16 protein-coding genes are annotated in these 16,029 nt (G+C 60.2%); 12 read left to right on the forward strand and 4 right to left on the reverse strand.

Annotated elements, in window-relative coordinates:
- Positions 1–67: 67 nt before the first annotated feature.
- The 10 genes from AC1DX3_RS08250 (at position 68) to AC1DX3_RS08295 (ending at position 11,228) form a co-directional block, all read left to right on the forward strand.
- Complete coding sequence (locus tag AC1DX3_RS08250) at positions 68–487, forward strand: helix-turn-helix domain-containing protein (protein ID WP_476988774.1); 420 nt, start codon at positions 68–70, stop codon at positions 485–487.
- Positions 488–666: 179 nt separating this feature from the next.
- A complete protein-coding gene (metK, locus tag AC1DX3_RS08255; protein ID WP_476988775.1) occupies positions 667–1,839 on the forward strand; it encodes a methionine adenosyltransferase in 1,173 nt (390 codons plus the stop codon).
- Positions 1,839–2,546, forward strand: coding sequence for a tRNA (guanosine(46)-N7)-methyltransferase TrmB (trmB, locus tag AC1DX3_RS08260; protein ID WP_476988776.1), 708 nt, complete (start codon positions 1,839–1,841; stop codon positions 2,544–2,546). Before metK ends, trmB begins: the two co-directional genes overlap by 1 nt.
- A gap of 427 nt (positions 2,547–2,973) precedes the next feature.
- Positions 2,974–3,468: a hypothetical protein gene (locus AC1DX3_RS08265; protein ID WP_476988777.1), complete on the forward strand. Its 495-nt coding sequence runs from the start codon at positions 2,974–2,976 to the stop codon at positions 3,466–3,468.
- A gap of 133 nt (positions 3,469–3,601) precedes the next feature.
- A complete protein-coding gene (locus AC1DX3_RS08270; RefSeq protein ID WP_476988778.1) occupies positions 3,602–4,228 on the forward strand; it encodes a DUF4405 domain-containing protein in 627 nt (208 codons plus the stop codon).
- Positions 4,229–4,342: 114 nt separating this feature from the next.
- Positions 4,343–4,969: a ribosome maturation factor RimP gene (gene rimP / locus AC1DX3_RS08275; RefSeq protein ID WP_476988779.1), complete on the forward strand. Its 627-nt coding sequence runs from the start codon at positions 4,343–4,345 to the stop codon at positions 4,967–4,969.
- 12 nt (positions 4,970–4,981) lie between these two features.
- Complete coding sequence (gene nusA / locus AC1DX3_RS08280) at positions 4,982–6,700, forward strand: transcription termination factor NusA (RefSeq protein WP_476988780.1); 1,719 nt, start codon at positions 4,982–4,984, stop codon at positions 6,698–6,700.
- Positions 6,675–7,427 (forward strand): RNA-binding protein, encoded by a 753-nt coding sequence (locus AC1DX3_RS08285; RefSeq protein WP_476988781.1) that lies wholly within the window; start codon positions 6,675–6,677, stop codon positions 7,425–7,427. Before nusA ends, AC1DX3_RS08285 begins: the two co-directional genes overlap by 26 nt.
- A gap of 166 nt (positions 7,428–7,593) precedes the next feature.
- Positions 7,594–10,701, forward strand: a complete 3,108-nt coding sequence (gene infB, locus AC1DX3_RS08290) for a translation initiation factor IF-2 (protein WP_476988782.1) — start codon at positions 7,594–7,596, stop codon at positions 10,699–10,701.
- A gap of 137 nt (positions 10,702–10,838) precedes the next feature.
- Entirely contained in the window at positions 10,839–11,228 is a 390-nt protein-coding gene (locus AC1DX3_RS08295; RefSeq protein WP_476988783.1) for a hypothetical protein, read from the forward strand.
- A gap of 32 nt (positions 11,229–11,260) precedes the next feature.
- Here the strand turns inward: AC1DX3_RS08295 and AC1DX3_RS08300 are convergent, their stop codons facing one another.
- From AC1DX3_RS08300 to AC1DX3_RS08310, 3 genes are all read right to left on the reverse strand, one after another.
- On the reverse strand, positions 11,261–11,425 hold the full coding sequence (locus tag AC1DX3_RS08300; RefSeq protein WP_476988784.1) for a hypothetical protein: 165 nt from the start codon (positions 11,423–11,425) through the stop codon (positions 11,261–11,263).
- 114 nt (positions 11,426–11,539) lie between these two features.
- Positions 11,540–12,235, reverse strand: a complete 696-nt coding sequence (locus tag AC1DX3_RS08305) for an ATP-binding cassette domain-containing protein (protein ID WP_476988785.1) — start codon at positions 12,233–12,235, stop codon at positions 11,540–11,542.
- Positions 12,235–13,383: a hypothetical protein gene (locus AC1DX3_RS08310; RefSeq protein WP_476988786.1), complete on the reverse strand. Its 1,149-nt coding sequence runs from the start codon at positions 13,381–13,383 to the stop codon at positions 12,235–12,237. The genes AC1DX3_RS08305 and AC1DX3_RS08310 overlap by 1 nt, the downstream gene beginning before the upstream one ends.
- Before the next feature lie 153 nt (positions 13,384–13,536).
- On the opposite strand from AC1DX3_RS08310, the gene AC1DX3_RS08315 reads away from it, so the two are divergent.
- A complete protein-coding gene (locus tag AC1DX3_RS08315) occupies positions 13,537–14,271 on the forward strand; it encodes a hypothetical protein (RefSeq protein ID WP_476988787.1) in 735 nt (244 codons plus the stop codon).
- Here the strand turns inward: AC1DX3_RS08315 and AC1DX3_RS08320 are convergent.
- Positions 14,223–15,404 carry a DUF418 domain-containing protein gene (locus tag AC1DX3_RS08320; RefSeq protein ID WP_476988788.1) on the reverse strand — a complete coding sequence of 394 codons (1,182 nt, stop codon included), beginning with the start codon at positions 15,402–15,404 and terminating at the stop codon, positions 14,223–14,225. The two genes, AC1DX3_RS08315 and AC1DX3_RS08320, sit on opposite strands and share 49 nt — an antisense overlap.
- A 95-nt stretch (positions 15,405–15,499) precedes the next feature.
- On the opposite strand from AC1DX3_RS08320, the gene rbfA reads away from it, so the two are divergent.
- Positions 15,500–15,970 (forward strand): 30S ribosome-binding factor RbfA, encoded by a 471-nt coding sequence (rbfA, locus tag AC1DX3_RS08325; RefSeq protein ID WP_476988963.1) that lies wholly within the window; start codon positions 15,500–15,502, stop codon positions 15,968–15,970.
- Positions 15,971–16,029: the final 59 nt, after the last annotated feature.

Genomic DNA, 16,029 nt, shown 5'->3' on the forward strand with positions numbered 1-16,029 from the left:
GCCATCCGTATAATTAAGACATGCGTTCTTTTTGTAGACGTATGTATGTATTGCGTAAGAGGTTAAGTTGGACGAAACTGACAAAGCAGACCGTGGCCCCAACCCGGTGGATTTGCACGTCGGCGCGCGTGTCAGGATGCGCCGTAAATTTCTCGGCATGAGCCAGGAGGCTCTGGCCGAGGCTATAGATCTTACCTTCCAGCAGGTTCAGAAATACGAGCGCGGGTCGAACCGTATCAGCGCTTCGAAACTGTACGAAATCGCAAAAGCCCTGAAAGCGCCCGTCACCTACTTCTTTGAAGGCTATGGCGAAAATGAAGCCGTCGAGGGTTTCAGCGAGTCGGAATCCGAGCAATTCGTCCATGGATTCTTGATGACGACCGAGGGCATAGAATTGGCCGAAGCTTTCCCGCGTATCAAGAACGCCAAGCACCGCCGCCGTATCCTGGAACTGGTGCGAGCCCTGGCGGACGATGACGATTCGTAGTTTCCGAAGATTTGTGCATTCGGTTACGCAAATGTGATTGTGGAAAAGCCTCGTCTTGCGACGGGGCTTTTTACTTGCGTTTTCGGCGAAAGAAGGGGCGGCATGACGATTATCCCCTTGCTCATATAAACATATCTTTATATGGTTATGGAACATTCGCGAAAGAAAGTTCCGTGCCCATGCGCCCGTCCTACATCTTCACCTCCGAAAGCGTCTCCGAAGGCCATCCCGACAAGGTGGCCGACCGGATCTCCGATGTCGTCGTCGACGCCTTTTTGTCGCGCGATCCGGAAGCGCGGGTGGCGTGCGAAACCCTGGTGACGACCAACCGCATCGTCCTGGCCGGCGAAGTCCGCGCCAGCGACAATGAGATCAGCGACATCATCAACGGTTTGGAAGACAAGGTCCGCGCCGCGGTCAAGACGATCGGCTATGCACAAAAAGGCTTTCACTGGGCGACGGCCGACTATGCCTGCTATCTGCACGCCCAATCGGCCGATATCGCCCAGGGCGTCGACGCCGGCCACAACAAGGACGAGGGCGCCGGCGACCAGGGCATCATGTTCGGCTATGCCACGGACGAGACGGCGGAGCTGACCTCGGCGCCTTTGCAATGGTCGCACAATATCCTGCACCGCCTGGCCCAGGCCCGTCATGCCGGCGAACACAGCCTGGAGCCCGACGCCAAGAGCCAGGTCACCGTGCAATACGAAAACGGCAAGCCGGCCAAGATTCTCAAGATCCTGGTATCGCATCAGCACAAGGACGGCCTGACGCCGAAAGACGTCGAAGCCATTATCAAGCCGTTGGCCCTGGAGGTCCTGCCGGGCGGCATGGTAGCGGACGACACCGAATGGCTGGTCAATCCGACGGGCAATTTCGTCATCGGCGGCCCTGACGGCGACGCCGGCCTGACCGGCCGCAAGATCATCGTCGACACCTACGGCGGCGCGGCGCCCCATGGTGGCGGCGCCTTCTCCGGTAAGGATCCGACCAAGGTCGATCGTTCGGCGGCTTATGCTCTGCGCTACCTGGCCAAGAATGTCGTTGCCGCCGGCCTCGCCAAGCGCTGTACGCTTCAGGTGTCCTATGCCATCGGCGTGTCGAAGCCGCTGTCCTTCTATGTCAACACCCACGGCACGTCCGAGGTCGATGAGGAGAAGCTGGAGCGGGTCCTGCCGGAACTGATAGGCGGATTGACGCCGCGCGCCATCCGCATGCATCTTGGCCTCAACCGTCCGATCTATGAGCGCACGACGGCCTATGGCCATTTCGGGCGGACGCCGGACGCCGAAGGCGGCTTCTCGTGGGAAAAAACCGACCTGATCAGCGCCCTGCGCGCCGAATTCTGATGCCCGAGGATAGTCAAGACGACAGGGCCCTGCCGCCGTCCTGGGGGCCGATGCGCTCGTTCGGGCGGATCAAGTCGCGCAAGCTCAAGCCGCAACAGGCGACCCTGTTCGATACGCTTCTGCCCAAGGTCGAGGTCACTGACGAACGTGTCCAGCCCTTGTTGGCTTCGGGCCGCGAGATCTGGCTGGAAATCGGCTTTGGCGGTGGTGAGCATCTGGCGGCTCAGGCGGCCTTGCATCCCGATGTGACCTTTATCGGCTGCGAGCCGTTCCTGAATGGCGTCGGATCGGTCCTGCGCCATATGGAAGAGGCCGGTCTTGACAATGTGCTGATCCTCGCCGGCGATGCCCGGCCCTTGCTGGATAAACTGCCGGACGGTGCGCTTGGCCGCATTTTTCTATTGTTCGCCGATCCGTGGCCCAAGGCGCGCCATCACAAGCGGCGTTTCCTGCAGCCCGAGACTGTCGCTGCCTTCGCGCGTGTCTTGAAAGTCGGGGGCAAGGCGCGCTTCGCCACCGACTGGGCGGACTATGCCGATTGGGGTTTGCAGCGATTTCTCGACGATGCTGATTTCGACTGGCCGGCACAGAGCCAGGCCGATTGGAACAACCCGCCGGCGGACCACATTACGACGCGTTACGAGACCAAGGGCCTGGGCGACTGCAAACCGGTGTTTCTCGATTTCGTCCGCAAGCCGCGTGGGTGAGTGAGGTCAAGAAGGCTTTTGCCACGGATAAGGCACGGATCGCCGTTACGCGGCGGCACGGATAGCAGGGGCGCCTTTGGTGTGCGGTAGGTAGCGCTGAGCATGCCGGGAAGTGGAGAAAAGTAGCATCCACAGATAAGCCAGATAAGCACAGATTATATGGGCAAATCTTACCACCGGAGGCGATTTTCAAGCGCGAAGCACTATCTGTGCTTATCTGGCTTATCTGTGGATGAAAATCTTTCCTATCCGCGTTGCCGCAGAGCGGCGATCCGTGCCTTATTCTGTGGCAAAAGCCTTTTTGTCTTCTTGACCTGAATAATTGAGATGATCGCGCTTTGCCGCCGCAGCATGCCAAGGCCTTAAATGTCGAGCTTGCTGTCGGCAGCTGATCGGTCTAGCCTTCACCTGTAACAAAGGGGGGCTCATGAAAAGGTTTATTGGAATTGTGATCGCTGCCGGCGTCTTGACTGCCCTGCCGGTCCGGGCAGGCGTGCCGGAACTTCTAAATGCCTTTGGTATGTTTCCACTCGACGCCAAGGTGTCCGAAACAGAACTTCGTGATGTTTGCAAAACCGAATCTGACGATCTTACAGACGCAGCCTACATCTGTCCTGATGGCTTGGAATATATCGTCTATTTCAACGCCATTACGACCATCCAATACATATTCATGGACGATAATACAAGCAAACCCATACTCGGCGTTCACGCTGGTGACAGTGAAGCGGTCGTTGTGAGTCACATCCAAAAAATGTACGGGGTCACACTCAAGAAAACTCGCGTTGAATCCTGGAACGTCTATTCTACCGACATGACCAGTGTCCGGTCGTGCGGGCAAAAATGTCACCTGGCTTTCTCATTCGACCAGAATGGCCACATCGCTGTCATATCGAAGGAGCCAGAACTACCATATATCTAGTGGCTGCGAGACCATTGGCCCCCAGAACCGAACGACCCAAAAGCCACAGCTCACGAACTTGTGAACCGCCCTGTAGCCAGGCACCAAATTTTAAGACATCGTTAACCACGTTTGTTAAGGATTTGGAGTGCGGATGGAACGGCTACACAAGGTCTCGGCGGGATTTGTTTTTGCCTTCATCTGTCTGCACTTCGCCAATCATTTTGCCGGCCTGTTCGGCGTCGCCACCCATATCCAGTTTATGGACGCGGTACGGCTGCTGTACCGGCAACCGATCGTCGAATGGGCCGTGCTGTTGGCTTTTGCCGTCCAGATTGTTACCGGCGTGCCGCTGATCTTCGAGATCTGGCGCAGGAAAAAGGACTTTATCCATCAGCTCCAGGCCTTATCGGGCCTCCTAATGCTGCTGTTTATCGTGATCCATATCGTCTGGGTCATGGTAGGGCGGTTGTTTCTCTATCTCGACACCAATTTCACCTATGCCGCCGCCGGTCTGATGTCGCCGCCATGGCATTACGCATTTGTGATCTTTTATGGCGCAGGCGTCGGCTCGCTGTTCGTCCATATGGGCTGCATTCTCTACGATATTTACAAGAAAACGAACAAGGCCGTGGGTTGGGTCCTGCTGATCGCCACGGTCGGCGCCGGTGGGTATATTACCTGGCTGCTAATCTTAATGTATGGCGGCCAGCTCTATCCGGTAACGATACCGGCGGATTATGCGCAGGTCTTTCCGCAAGCCGTCATGCCGCAGAAATAACTTGGCAAAACGGGACGGACGTCCTATATGACGCTCAACATCGTCCGATTGCCGCAAGGCTTCGGCGGCGGCCGGAAGCGGCCCGCCGCCTTTTTTATTGCTTGAAGAAACAAAGTGCGCGCCAAGACCAGCGAAGACCGCAAACTGCTTGAGATATTCGACCCGCTCGCTGAAGCGCTGGGCCTCGATATCGTCCGCGTGCGCCTGACCGGCTCCAACCGTCCGGGCGGCGCGCGTCGCCTGCAGGTCATGGCCGAGCGCAAGACCGACGGCGAGATCAATGTCAATCAATGCGCCCGCCTGTCGCGCGCCATCTCGGCCTTCATGGACGAGGCCGACCCGATCGAGGGCGAATATACCCTCGAAGTGTCGTCGCCCGGCATCGACCGGCCGCTGACGCGTCTTAAGGATTTCGAGACCTATGAAGGCCTGGAGGCCCGTATCGAGCTCGACCGTCTGGCCGAAGGGCGCAAGCGTTTCCGCGGTATCCTGGCCGGTATCGAAGGCGATCATGTCGCCATCGACCTGGAAGGCGAGGAAGAAACCGCCCTCATGCCGTTTGCCTGGGTCATCGACGCCAAGCTGCTGCTGACCGACGAGCTGCTGAAAAAGGGCGCCGAAGCCCGCGCGGCCCGCGGTGACGATGAAGATGACGACGACGAAGATAACGAAGATTCTGACGACGACTTCGAGGACGCAGACGACCTCGACGACGACGAAGACCCCGCCAACGATAAGTAAGGAAGACAAAAGATGAGCTTCACCGGTATCAGCGCCAACCACCAGGAACTGCTGCAAATCGCAGAGGCCGTGGCGCGCGAAAAGTCGATCGACAAGTCCGTGGTCCTGGCCTCGATCGAAGAAGCGATCCAGAAGGCTGCCCGTTCGCGTTTCGGCGCCGAGCACGACATCCGCGTCCATATCGATCCGCGCACGGGCGAGCGCACCATCACGCGCGTTGTCACCGTCGTGCCGGATGAGGAAATCGAGAACGAATACGCGCAAAAGACCCTGACCGACGCGCTGCGCGACGACAAGGAAGCCTTTGCCGGCAAGGAATATATCGAAGTCCTGCCGCCGTTCGAACTGGGCCGCGTCCAGACCCAGATGGCCCGCCAGGTCGTGACCCACAAGGTGCGCGAAGCCGAGCGTGAAAAGCAATATGACGAGTTCAAGGACCGCGTCGGCGAAATCGTCAACGGCACAGTCCGCCGCGTCGAATACGGCAATGTCATTGTCGATCTCGGCAAGGGCGAAGGCATTATGCGCCGCGACCAGTCGATCCCGCGCGAAGCCTTCCAGGTCAATGACCGCATCCGCGCCTATATCTACGACGTGCGCCGCGAAACCAAGGGCCCGCAGATCATGCTGTCGCGCGCCCACGGCGGCTTCATGGCGAAGCTGTTCGCCCAGGAAGTACCGGAAATCTACGACGGCGTCATCGAAATCAAGTCGGTCGCCCGCGACCCCGGTTCGCGCGCCAAGATGGCCGTTCTGTCCAACGACTCGTCGATTGATCCGGTCGGCGCCTGCGTCGGTATGCGCGGTTCGCGCGTCCAGGCGGTCGTTGCCGAACTGCAGAACGAAAAGATTGACATCATCCAGTGGTCGCCCGATGAAGCCACCTTCATCGTCAACGCCCTGGCGCCGGCCGAAGTCTCCAAGGTCGTGTTGGACGAAGAAGAAGACCGTGTCGAAGTGGTCGTGCCCGACGAACAATTGTCGCTGGCCATCGGCCGCCGCGGCCAGAATGTCCGCCTCGCGTCGCAACTGACCGGCTGGCAGGTCGACATCATCACCGAAGCCCAGGATTCCGAGCGCCGTCAGAAGGAATTCGCCGAGCGCACCGCCCTGTTCCAGGAAGCGCTCGATGTCGACGAAGTCATCGCCCAGCTGCTGGTCACCGAAGGCTTTACCTCGATCGAGGACCTTGCCTTTGTCGATGAAAACGAAATCGCCGTCATCGAAGGCTTCGACGAAGACACGGCTTCGGAACTGCAGGCCCGTGCCCGCGACTTCCTGGAGCGCGAAACCGCCGAACAGGACGCCAAGCGCCGCGAACTGGGCGTGCTGGACGAACTGCTGACCGTCAACGGCGTCACCATGCCGATGGCCGTTGCGCTGGGTGAAGCCGGTGTCAAGTCGATCGAGGACCTGGCCGACCTGGCCACCGACGAAATCCGCGGTGGCTTCGAGCAAAAGGGCGGCGAACGCGTTCGCGTCCCGGGCGCCCTGGAGTCGTTCAGCCTGTCGGTGCCGGATGCCGAAAGCCTGATCCTCAACGCCCGTATCGCGGCCGGCTGGATCGAAGCCCCAGAACCGGAAGCCGAGCCTGAGGCGGAAGCCATGGACGACGCCGAGGAAGAAGCCTACATCGAAGAAGGCGAACTGGAACAATTCGCCGCCGACAACGCGCCGGAAGACCACATTGACGAAGGGGGCGCAAATGAAGTCGCCACCACCGAACAATGAGTCCGCGCTCCTAACCCGAACGGACAACGCTGAAAACCCCGCCTTGGATGACGAGGCGGGGATTGCGATCCTGTGCGACGACGACTTTCCCGGCAAGGGTCTGGCCAAAGGGCTTAAAGGCAAACTGCAACGCCGCGACATCGCCAGCGGCCAAACCGTGACGACGGATGGCATGATCCGCTTCGTCGTTTCGCCGGACGGCATGCTGACGCCCGATATCGCGCACAAGCTGCCCGGCCGTGGCTTATGGATCGCGTCGGAACGCGCGGCCCTTGAAATCGCGCTGAAAAAGAACATATTCAACAGAGCCGCCAAACGCCAAGTGAAGGCGGCTCCCGATCTCATCCCCCTGGTGCACGACCTGTTGCGCCGCCGCTGCCTCGACCTTCTCGGTCTGGCGCGGCGCGAAGGCGGCATCGTCAACGGCTTCGAAAAAGCGTTGGCTGCCGTCAAATCGGGCAAGGCCGGGTGGATTATCGAGGCCAGTGACGGCTCCGATGATGGCCGCAAGCGCATTTTATATGCCGGAAGCCAGCAATCGCCCTCGCCAAACGTGTGCGGAAGCTTTAATAACGCGGAATTAAGTTTGGCTTTGGGTACGGAAAATGCCATACACGTCGCACTCCTGACGGGGCGACGCGTGCAGCGTTGGTCTTTAGAGATGAAAAGACTGTCCGGGTTCGAACCCCTAGTACCGGAAGGTTGGGGGCGACGGCCGGATACCTGAAGCGAGTGTAAGTTTCTCTGCCTTGACTGATTACGGCCACGGTGACGATCTCCACTCGGTGTGGTTTCGACGGCTGATGCTTTATCAGACGTTAGGCCACGACATATTTTTGCAACAGAAACCGGGCATATGGCCTTGGTTTCACAAGGGTTAGTAAGCAAGCCGCATGAGCGATGACGACAAGACCAACGACCAGTCTCCCAACCGTGAGCGCGCGCCGCTGACGCTGAAGCCGCGTATCGGCGGCAATGTTTCGACGGGTACCGTCAAGCAAAGCTTCAGCCATGGCCGCTCCAAGACCGTGGTCGTGGAAACCAAGCGCCGCATCAACGCGCCGACGCCCGGCACGCCGCCGCAGCATCAGCACCAGCGCCCGGCAGCTCCCGACCTGAACCTGAACCGTCCGCAGCAGCAGACCCAGCGTCCGCAGCAGACGTCGCAACGTCCGCAAGGCGGTGGTGGCCTGCGTCAGGAAGAGCAGGACGCCCGTCAACGCGCCATCGCTCAGGCCCTGGCCGACCAGCAACGCCGCGACGCCGAAGCGCGCGCCGCCGCCGCCCGTGCGGCAGCCGCTGCCGCTGCGGAAAAGCCGGCCCCTGCGCCGGCCGCAACCGTCGTGCCCCAGGCCCCGCAACCGGCAGCGGCGGCTCCGGCCGAAGCGCGTGTCGAAGCGGCGCCGCAACCTGCCGTGACGCCATCGGCGCCTCAGCCGGTTCAGGCCGCTCAACCGGCGCCCACACCCGTTCGCGAAGCTCCGCAACAGCCGGTCTTCCGTAACGAACGCGCGCCGCGTCCGCAATCCGAACGCCCGTCCTATCCTCCCCGCGACGGTCAAAGGGATGGCCAGAGAGACGGCCAGCGCAGCGATGCTCCGCGTGGCGATCGTCCGCCCTATCCGACTCGCGACCCGAACACCTCGCGTCCGCCCTATCCTCCCAGAGACGGCCAACGCGACGGCCAACGCAGCGATGCGCCGCGTGGCGATCGTCCGTCCTATCCCCCCCGCGACGGTCAACGCACGGACTCGCGTCCGCCGCGCGACCCGAACGCTCCGCGCACGCCCTATGTGCCGCGTGACCCCAATGCGCCGCCGCGTCCGCCGCGCGATCCGAACGCTCCGCGCGCTGAACGTGGCGAAACCGTTCGCTATAATGTCAATTCGCCGCGTCCGCCGCGTCCCGGCCAGGGCGTGTCCGCCAATGCGCCGGCAACGCCCGAAGTCGATCGTATCCGTTCGACTCGTGGCGCCACCGGTCCCGCCAAGGCTGTCGACGCCCGCAAGGTTATCGATGACGATGACGCCCGCGGCAAGCGCGGCAAGGCCGGCGCCGCCACCAAGGCTGTGTCGCAAACGCGCGGCGAGCCCAAGCGTCGCGAAGGCCGCCTGACCCTGCAAGCCGTTGTCGGTGACGATGAAGGCACCGCCGACCGCATGCGTTCGCTGGCCTCGGTGCGCCGGGCCCGTGAACGTGAACGCGAAAAGCGCAAGGGTCACACGACCGAGCAGGCGCGTACCGCCCGTGAAGTCATCATTCCCGACATCATCACCGTGCAGGAGCTGTCCAACCGGATGGCTGTCCGCGCCGTCGACATTATCAAGTTCCTGATGCGTCAGGGCATGATGCTGAAGATCAACGATGTGATCGATACCGACACCGCCGAGCTGGTGGCTTCGGAATTCGGCCACACCGTCAAGCGTGTCTCGGAAGCCGACGTTCTGGAAGGCTTTATCGATGCCGAGGACCACGACGACGACACCGTGTCGCGTCCGCCGGTCGTCGCCGTCATGGGTCACGTCGACCACGGCAAGACCTCGCTGCTCGACGCCCTGCGTTCGGCCGACGTCGCTTCGGGCGAAGCCGGCGGCATCACCCAGCATATCGGCGCCTATCAGGTCCGTTTGCCGGACGGTCAGCGCGTCACGTTCCTTGACACCCCGGGCCACGCCGCCTTCTCGGCCATGCGTGCCCGCGGCGCCAATGTGACGGATATCGTCGTGCTGGTCGTGGCGGCGGATGACGGCGTCATGCCGCAGACGATCGAAGCCATCAACCACGCCCGTGCCGCCCATACGCCGATGATTGTCGCCATCAACAAGATGGACAAGCCCGGCGCCAAGCCGCAGAACATCATCAATGAGCTGCTGCAGCACGAAGTTGTGGTCGAAGCGCTCGGTGGCGATACCCAGGTTGTCGAGGTTTCGGCCAAGACCCGCATGGGTCTCGACACCTTGATCGAAGCCATCCTGCTGCAATCGGAAGTCCTGGATCTTAAGGCCAATCCCGATCGTACGGCCGAAGGCATCGTTATCGAAGCCAAGCTCGACAAGGGCCGCGGTCCTGTCGCGACCGTCCTGGTCAAGCGCGGTACTTTGAAGCGCGGCGACATCGTCGTTGCCGGTTCGTCGTTCGGCCGCGTTCGCGCCCTGATCAACGAGCGTGACGAGCAACTGGATGCGGCCGGTCCTTCGGAACCGGTGGAAATCCTCGGCCTCGACGGCGCGCCCGATCCGGGTGAAGCTTTCGCCGTCGTCGAAAACGATGCCCGCGCTCGCGAAATCACCGAATATCGCGAACGTGTCCGCCGTGAAAAGACGATTGCCCCGGTTGGCGCCGTCTCGCTCACCGACATGATGAGCAAGCTGGCCGACAAGAAGGTCAAGGAACTGCCGCTCATCATCAAGTCGGACGTCCAGGGTTCGGGCGAAGCCATTGTCGGCTCGCTCGACAAGCTGGCCACCGACGAGGTGCGCGCGCGCATCATCCACTCGGCGGCCGGTGCGATCACCGAGTCCGATGTGCAGCTGGCCAAGGGTTCCGGCTCGCCGATCATCGGCTTCAACGTCCGTGCTTCGAAACAGGCGCGCGATCTGGCCGAGCGTGAAGGCGTCGAAATCCGCTACTATGCGATCATTTACGACCTGCTGGACGATATCAAGGGCGTGCTTTCGGGCATGCTGGCGCCGATCCAGCGCGAAACCTTCCTGGGCAATGCCGAGATCCTCGAGGTCTTCGACATCTCCAAGGTGGGCAAGGTCGCCGGTTGTATCGTCAAGGAAGGCAAGATGCAGAAGGGTGCTCGCATCCGGATCATCCGCGACGACGTCGTCATTCAGGAAATGGGTGTCTTGTCGACGCTCAAGCGCTTCAAGGACGAGGTCAACGAAGTCCAGGTTTCGCAGGAATGCGGCATGGCCTTCAATGGCTTCCAGGACCTCAAAAAGGGCGATTTCATCGAGTGCTTCACGGTCGAGGAAATCAAGCGTACGCTCTAACCTCCAAAAACGCTTTTGGCCCGCTTTACGCGGGCCAAATTCGTTTTATGGGTTAGGGTTTCGCTTGTGGTTCTTTAAATGTGTTAAGGGGTGTGGGGTCTGTGACCCCACGCCTTTTTCTTATCAAGGATGACAGGATGAAGCGCCTGAATTTCATACCGGTCTCCTTGCTGATTTTGGCGGGCTGTGCGTCGAATACGCTGCCTGCAATTGCGCTGTTGCCAACATGGCCGTATGAACAAACCGCGGCGCCGATTGTCACGCAGCCGAAAGACCAGGTGACGAACGATGACCTGATACGGGTGGTTATCGACTATGTTCATCAAACAAGGCATTGGGCTGACGAAGACTTCGAGATTCACCGTTATGGCCCGCAACGTGATGGCATATTTCTATTCGGAATTACCTATTTGCCTGACCAGCCTCCGCCGCAGGCAAAGCTCCGCTATACGGGTGAGTCACGTAATTCTTTTGGCATACTGGTTGACCCTGAAGGCAGGGTGTTAAGAGAAACTCATTTCGAGTAAGCGCGTTTGGAATTCGGCAATTCACGCCAAGCTTAACGGGTCAGCACGCCCATGATGAGGGTAGCAACGCCGATCCAAACGACCGCCGAAAATATGCCCGCGACCAAAAGTCCGACGCCAGGCGCAAATTTCCGAGCCGACGTATTATTGACGGTGTTGTCAAAATTTTGAGTGGGCGTAGAAACAAATTTGGCCATGGGACATTGCTCCATAAGGGGGTACAGATGGCCAATATCGTTAATTTACCAGAATGTCAAAAACCTATTTTACCCAAAAGCATAAATTTTCAACAAAAATTGAAGTTTTTGACCTCAGCGCGGAAAAAGTCGGTAAATTTCGTCCTCCAGAGTGCCGAAATCGCGCCCTTTGAGGTCATTTTGATCAAAGGTGCGCAGGACCTGGCCGTCGTGTAACAAAATGCCGCAGTCACACCGCGAGGCGAAGGTTGGCACGTCGTGCAGGGCGGTGATGACGATATGATGGTCGGCATAGGCGCGGATGGCGGCCTTGAGATCATAGGCGGCAACTGGATCGAGCCAGTTGAACGGCTCGTCGAGCAGGACCAGGTCGGGCTCCCCCAAGAAGGCGCAAAAGACGCTGATGCGCTGTTTCATGCCCGACGACATCTTGCCGATCAGGACGTCGTTGAGCTTGGCGACGCCCAGGGCCTGGTAAATGGCTTTGGGTTCGGCGGCATCGCAGCCGCGGAGGTCGGCCAGCAGACGGATGACTTCGCCGCCTTTCAGCCCTACGGGCAGGGTCTCGACCGGCGGGGCGAAGCCAAAGGTAGCGGCGCGGGCCGCGTCGTCCTTGGTCATATCGTTGCCGTTGAAGACGATGCTGCCGGAGGTCAGGGGCCAGCGCGCACACAATGCCTTTAGCAAAGTGGTTTTGCCGCTGCCGTTAATGCCCAGAATGCCGAACCAGCCGACGGGCGTTGCGAAACTCAAGCCTTTGAGGATGGGCTTGCCGGACAGCGTGACATTGAGATTGGAGACGGTCAGCATCAACCGGCCTCCCGCCAGCGGCCGTGCGCGGCGGCGCGCAGGTTGAGGACAATACGAACGACGAGATAGACGACGGCGAGCAGACCGAACAGAGCAAAGGATTTGATGATCAACGCCATGACGAGATCGCCGGCAGCCAGGCCTACGGCGCCACGGGGCGATCGCATCATGGCCTGAGGCATCAGCAATAACAGCCACAGGGCTAAAGCAACGGCGACGAAAACGGACGACGACAGGGCCATGGCCAGGCCGAGGCCGGCGAGGAGGTTGGCCGCAAGGGTAAATGCGGCGACCAATCCCAGGGGCGCCAGGCAGAACAGGGACAGCAGGCGCCAGACGGACACCGGCTGACGGGACGCCAACCGAACGAGGGCGAGATCGGGGAAGACGATCATGCCGCCGCTGATCAGGGCAAAGCCACTGACGATGGTAAATCCGGCGCCCGGGCTATGGTTATTATAGGCAGCCAGTCCGCCGACGGCGGTGCCCAGGATAAGAAGTGCCAGGGCCAGCAGCCATGCCGGCATAAAACCGAACCGGCGCCGCAGCCGCTGCAAGAGAATGGTCCAAACCGGCGTCGTCGGCCACCGGATAACCGGCCATTTGATCCTGGCGGTCCGACGGGCGGGCGCTGCGGCGCCATAGGTATAGATGCGAGAACAGACGGCCGCGCCCATAGCGGTGCCGACCGCGGACAGGGTCAAAAAGGGCAGGATGTCCGCCGGACGGACCGCAGCCACGATCATGGCCGTGATCGTGGAGACCACCGCGCTTACGGCGAGCGCGCGGATGGCGCTCCAGATAGCGAGGTTGTTGCCGAAGGCCGTCCATGGCTGAAAGATGCCGCCTTGCAGGCGTATGACCGCGCCCGAACCGGGTTTCAGCCAGGCGTAAGCGACGATCGCTGCGCCCCATCCTACGGCTGCCCAGGGCTTGATAGCCGGCATGGCTTCGACCGCCGCGACGCCGAGATGCAACATGGCGAGGGCGAACACGATAATGGCCGCCATGGCGACGACAAATGCGGCGTCCCGTGGCCCCAGGCGCAGATAGCTGCGCAGGTTGAGAAGCTCGGCGCGTGCCAAAGTTTTGATGAGATATCCGCCGTCAGTCGTCATGATCGCCACTAAGACGACGGCTTGGGACAATTTTGTGACCTGTTTTGTGTTGGCGGTGGGACTTATCCCCAGCGACCGCGGCGTTAAGACTTGCTTAACCGGATGTTGCGCTGCAATATGGCGGCAAATCGTTATTGCGTAAGCCTTCCGTCATCAAACTGTCATCGTGAAGGGGCCACGCCCATGTTCGACCTGTCGCATCATGTTTCGCCCGCCAGGCGAATCGCCCGGCCGAAAAACACACCCAAGGCGAAGATCGATCTCGCCATCGATGCCTATGACGAGATCGACGGCATGGGGATGGGGCGGCTGAGCGACGGCAGCGCCTATCTGACGCAACGCGGCTTGGCCCATCTGTGCGGGGTACAAAACGCCCATATCGGCACGATCAGCCGGGATTGGGATTCCGACAAGCCGCGCATCCTGGCCATCAAGGCGCGGCTCGGCCGTTTCGGTTATCACCGTGACAGTCCGCACCAGGTCCTGAGTTATGCTGGTCGCCGGCAACATTGCTACGATATGGTGGTGGTCCAGGCGGTGCTCGACTATTACGCCCTCGATGCTGCCAGACCCCAGGCTGAGGCCCAAGCCAATCGCCAACGGTTTCTCGGCGACGCGCTGGAAACCTATATTTTAAGCCAACTGGCGCCTGAAGCCGCGCCGGTCGAGCCGTTGAAATTCACGCCGCTGCGCAAAGCCGAACCCGACGTCTATGAAGCCATGGACGCGGTCATCATCTACATCTGCGGCCTCTATGCGCTGTCGATTTGGATGGCCAACACCTATCTCGAAGGCCTGAAGCAGCGCGCGATGAACGCCCCGTGGAATCGCCTTGGGCTTTACCTGCCGCTCAAGGCGATCCTGGAGATTCAGGCGGAAGCGGTCTTACGGATGAACGGGACTTTCAAGGTCAGATAGGTCGCGGCGCGCCACACCCATTCCAACGGTCCGTAAAGGAAATAGCGGAACCAGAGATGGGCGAAGGCGACCTGGGCCGAAAAGAAGCAGATGCCGAAGAGCAGGGCGCGCGGCTGACCGATCGTTGCGAACCAGCCGAGACCCCAGTGATAATAGAGAGCCGTGCCGATCACCGACTGCATGACATAGAGGGTCAGGGTCATGCGACCGGCGGGCGCCAGCAGGCGCAGGACCTTCTGAAAGACGCCGATCTGATAGAGCTCGATAAAGCCCAACACCCACATGAACATGCCGGCCAGGGCCTGCCACGAGTCGATGAGCGCATCGCGCGTCGCCGGGACAAGGAAATGCGCCTTGTCGGCGGTGATTGTCTCGGTCAACCAGGGCTTGGCGAAGTGGATTCCAAGGGCGATGGCCAGGGCGACCACAAAGCCGATACGGCGCGCGGTGTTGAACTTTTCCGGCTCGCTGAGGAAGCCGATCCGGCCCAGCATCAGGCCAACGAGAAACAGGCCGAGGATCTGCATGATGCGGCCATATTCCCACATGAAATCCCATTTGTTCGAAGGCCACAGATTGGCCTTCACCACCTCGAGGAAGGTGCCGTTGGCATAGACATCCAACGCCGGGTATTTCCATGAATGCAATGGTACATTGGCGGACACGTCGCTCATGGCCCGGCCCAACTGCACCAGCAGGAACGGCTCGGCGAAACAGATGATGGCCAGCGGCAGCAACCATTTCCAGCTCAGGCGATTGAGTGGCAGCAACACCAGGCCGCACAGAGCCAGGACTTGCAGGACCTCGCCGCCATAGAACAGGGCGTGGAAGAAACCGATGATGAACAGCACGACAATCCGCCACAGAAAGCGCATGGTAAAGTCGACGCCGCGCTTGGCCGCCCGGTCCATAATGATGAAGAAACTCAGGCCGAACATCAGGGCGAACATGGCAAACGCCTTGCCGGCGAACAGGCCGAAGACCCAGTCGTGGATGGCGTCGTGCTCTGGCGGATGCAGCCAGTAGAGCTCGAAATATTCCACGGCGTGGACAATGAACAGCCCCATCAGGGCGAAGCCGCGCAGGGCGTCGATACGATCGATGCGCGGTTGATAAACCGGTTGTGACGTCACGGGGTCTCCTCAGATTTTTTGTGGTTTTTTCTAATGGATAACCGCGGATGTCATTTTTGGATAGAAAAATCAGCAAAAACGCCTATATGAGCCCGATGAAACGACCTTCCTTTAAAGATAAAACGCACGGCCGTCCGCCGGTGGACCTTGGCCCGACCCAGCGCCAATTGCGTGCCGGCGAGCTGGTGCGCCACGCATTGGTGGAAATCCTGCGTGAAGAAGAAATCCACGACGACGCCCTGCATAATGTCTCGATCACCGTGACCGAAGTGCGTTGTTCGCCCGATCTGCGTCATGCCACCGTGTTCGTTGAGCCGTTGGGCGCCGGCCTGAATGGCGTCACGATCACGAAGGAACAGATCGGCCCGGCGATCGCCGCGCTCAACACACACGCCAAGTTCTTGCGCGGCGTGCTGGGGCGGATGATCGATATGAAATTCACGCCGGCCTTGCGGTTCCTGCACGACGAAAGCTTCAACGAAGCTGCAAGGATCGACGCGCTGTTTATGCGCCCGGATATCGCCCGCGATCTGCATCATGACGATGAGGATGAGCAGGAAGATTAAGAGCTGTTTCTCCTCCCTTGCGAGCCTTTAGGCGCTGCGGGGGGAGGAGATAGAAATTG

It is taken from the genome of Asticcacaulis sp. P2_B1, from assembly GCF_056404915.1.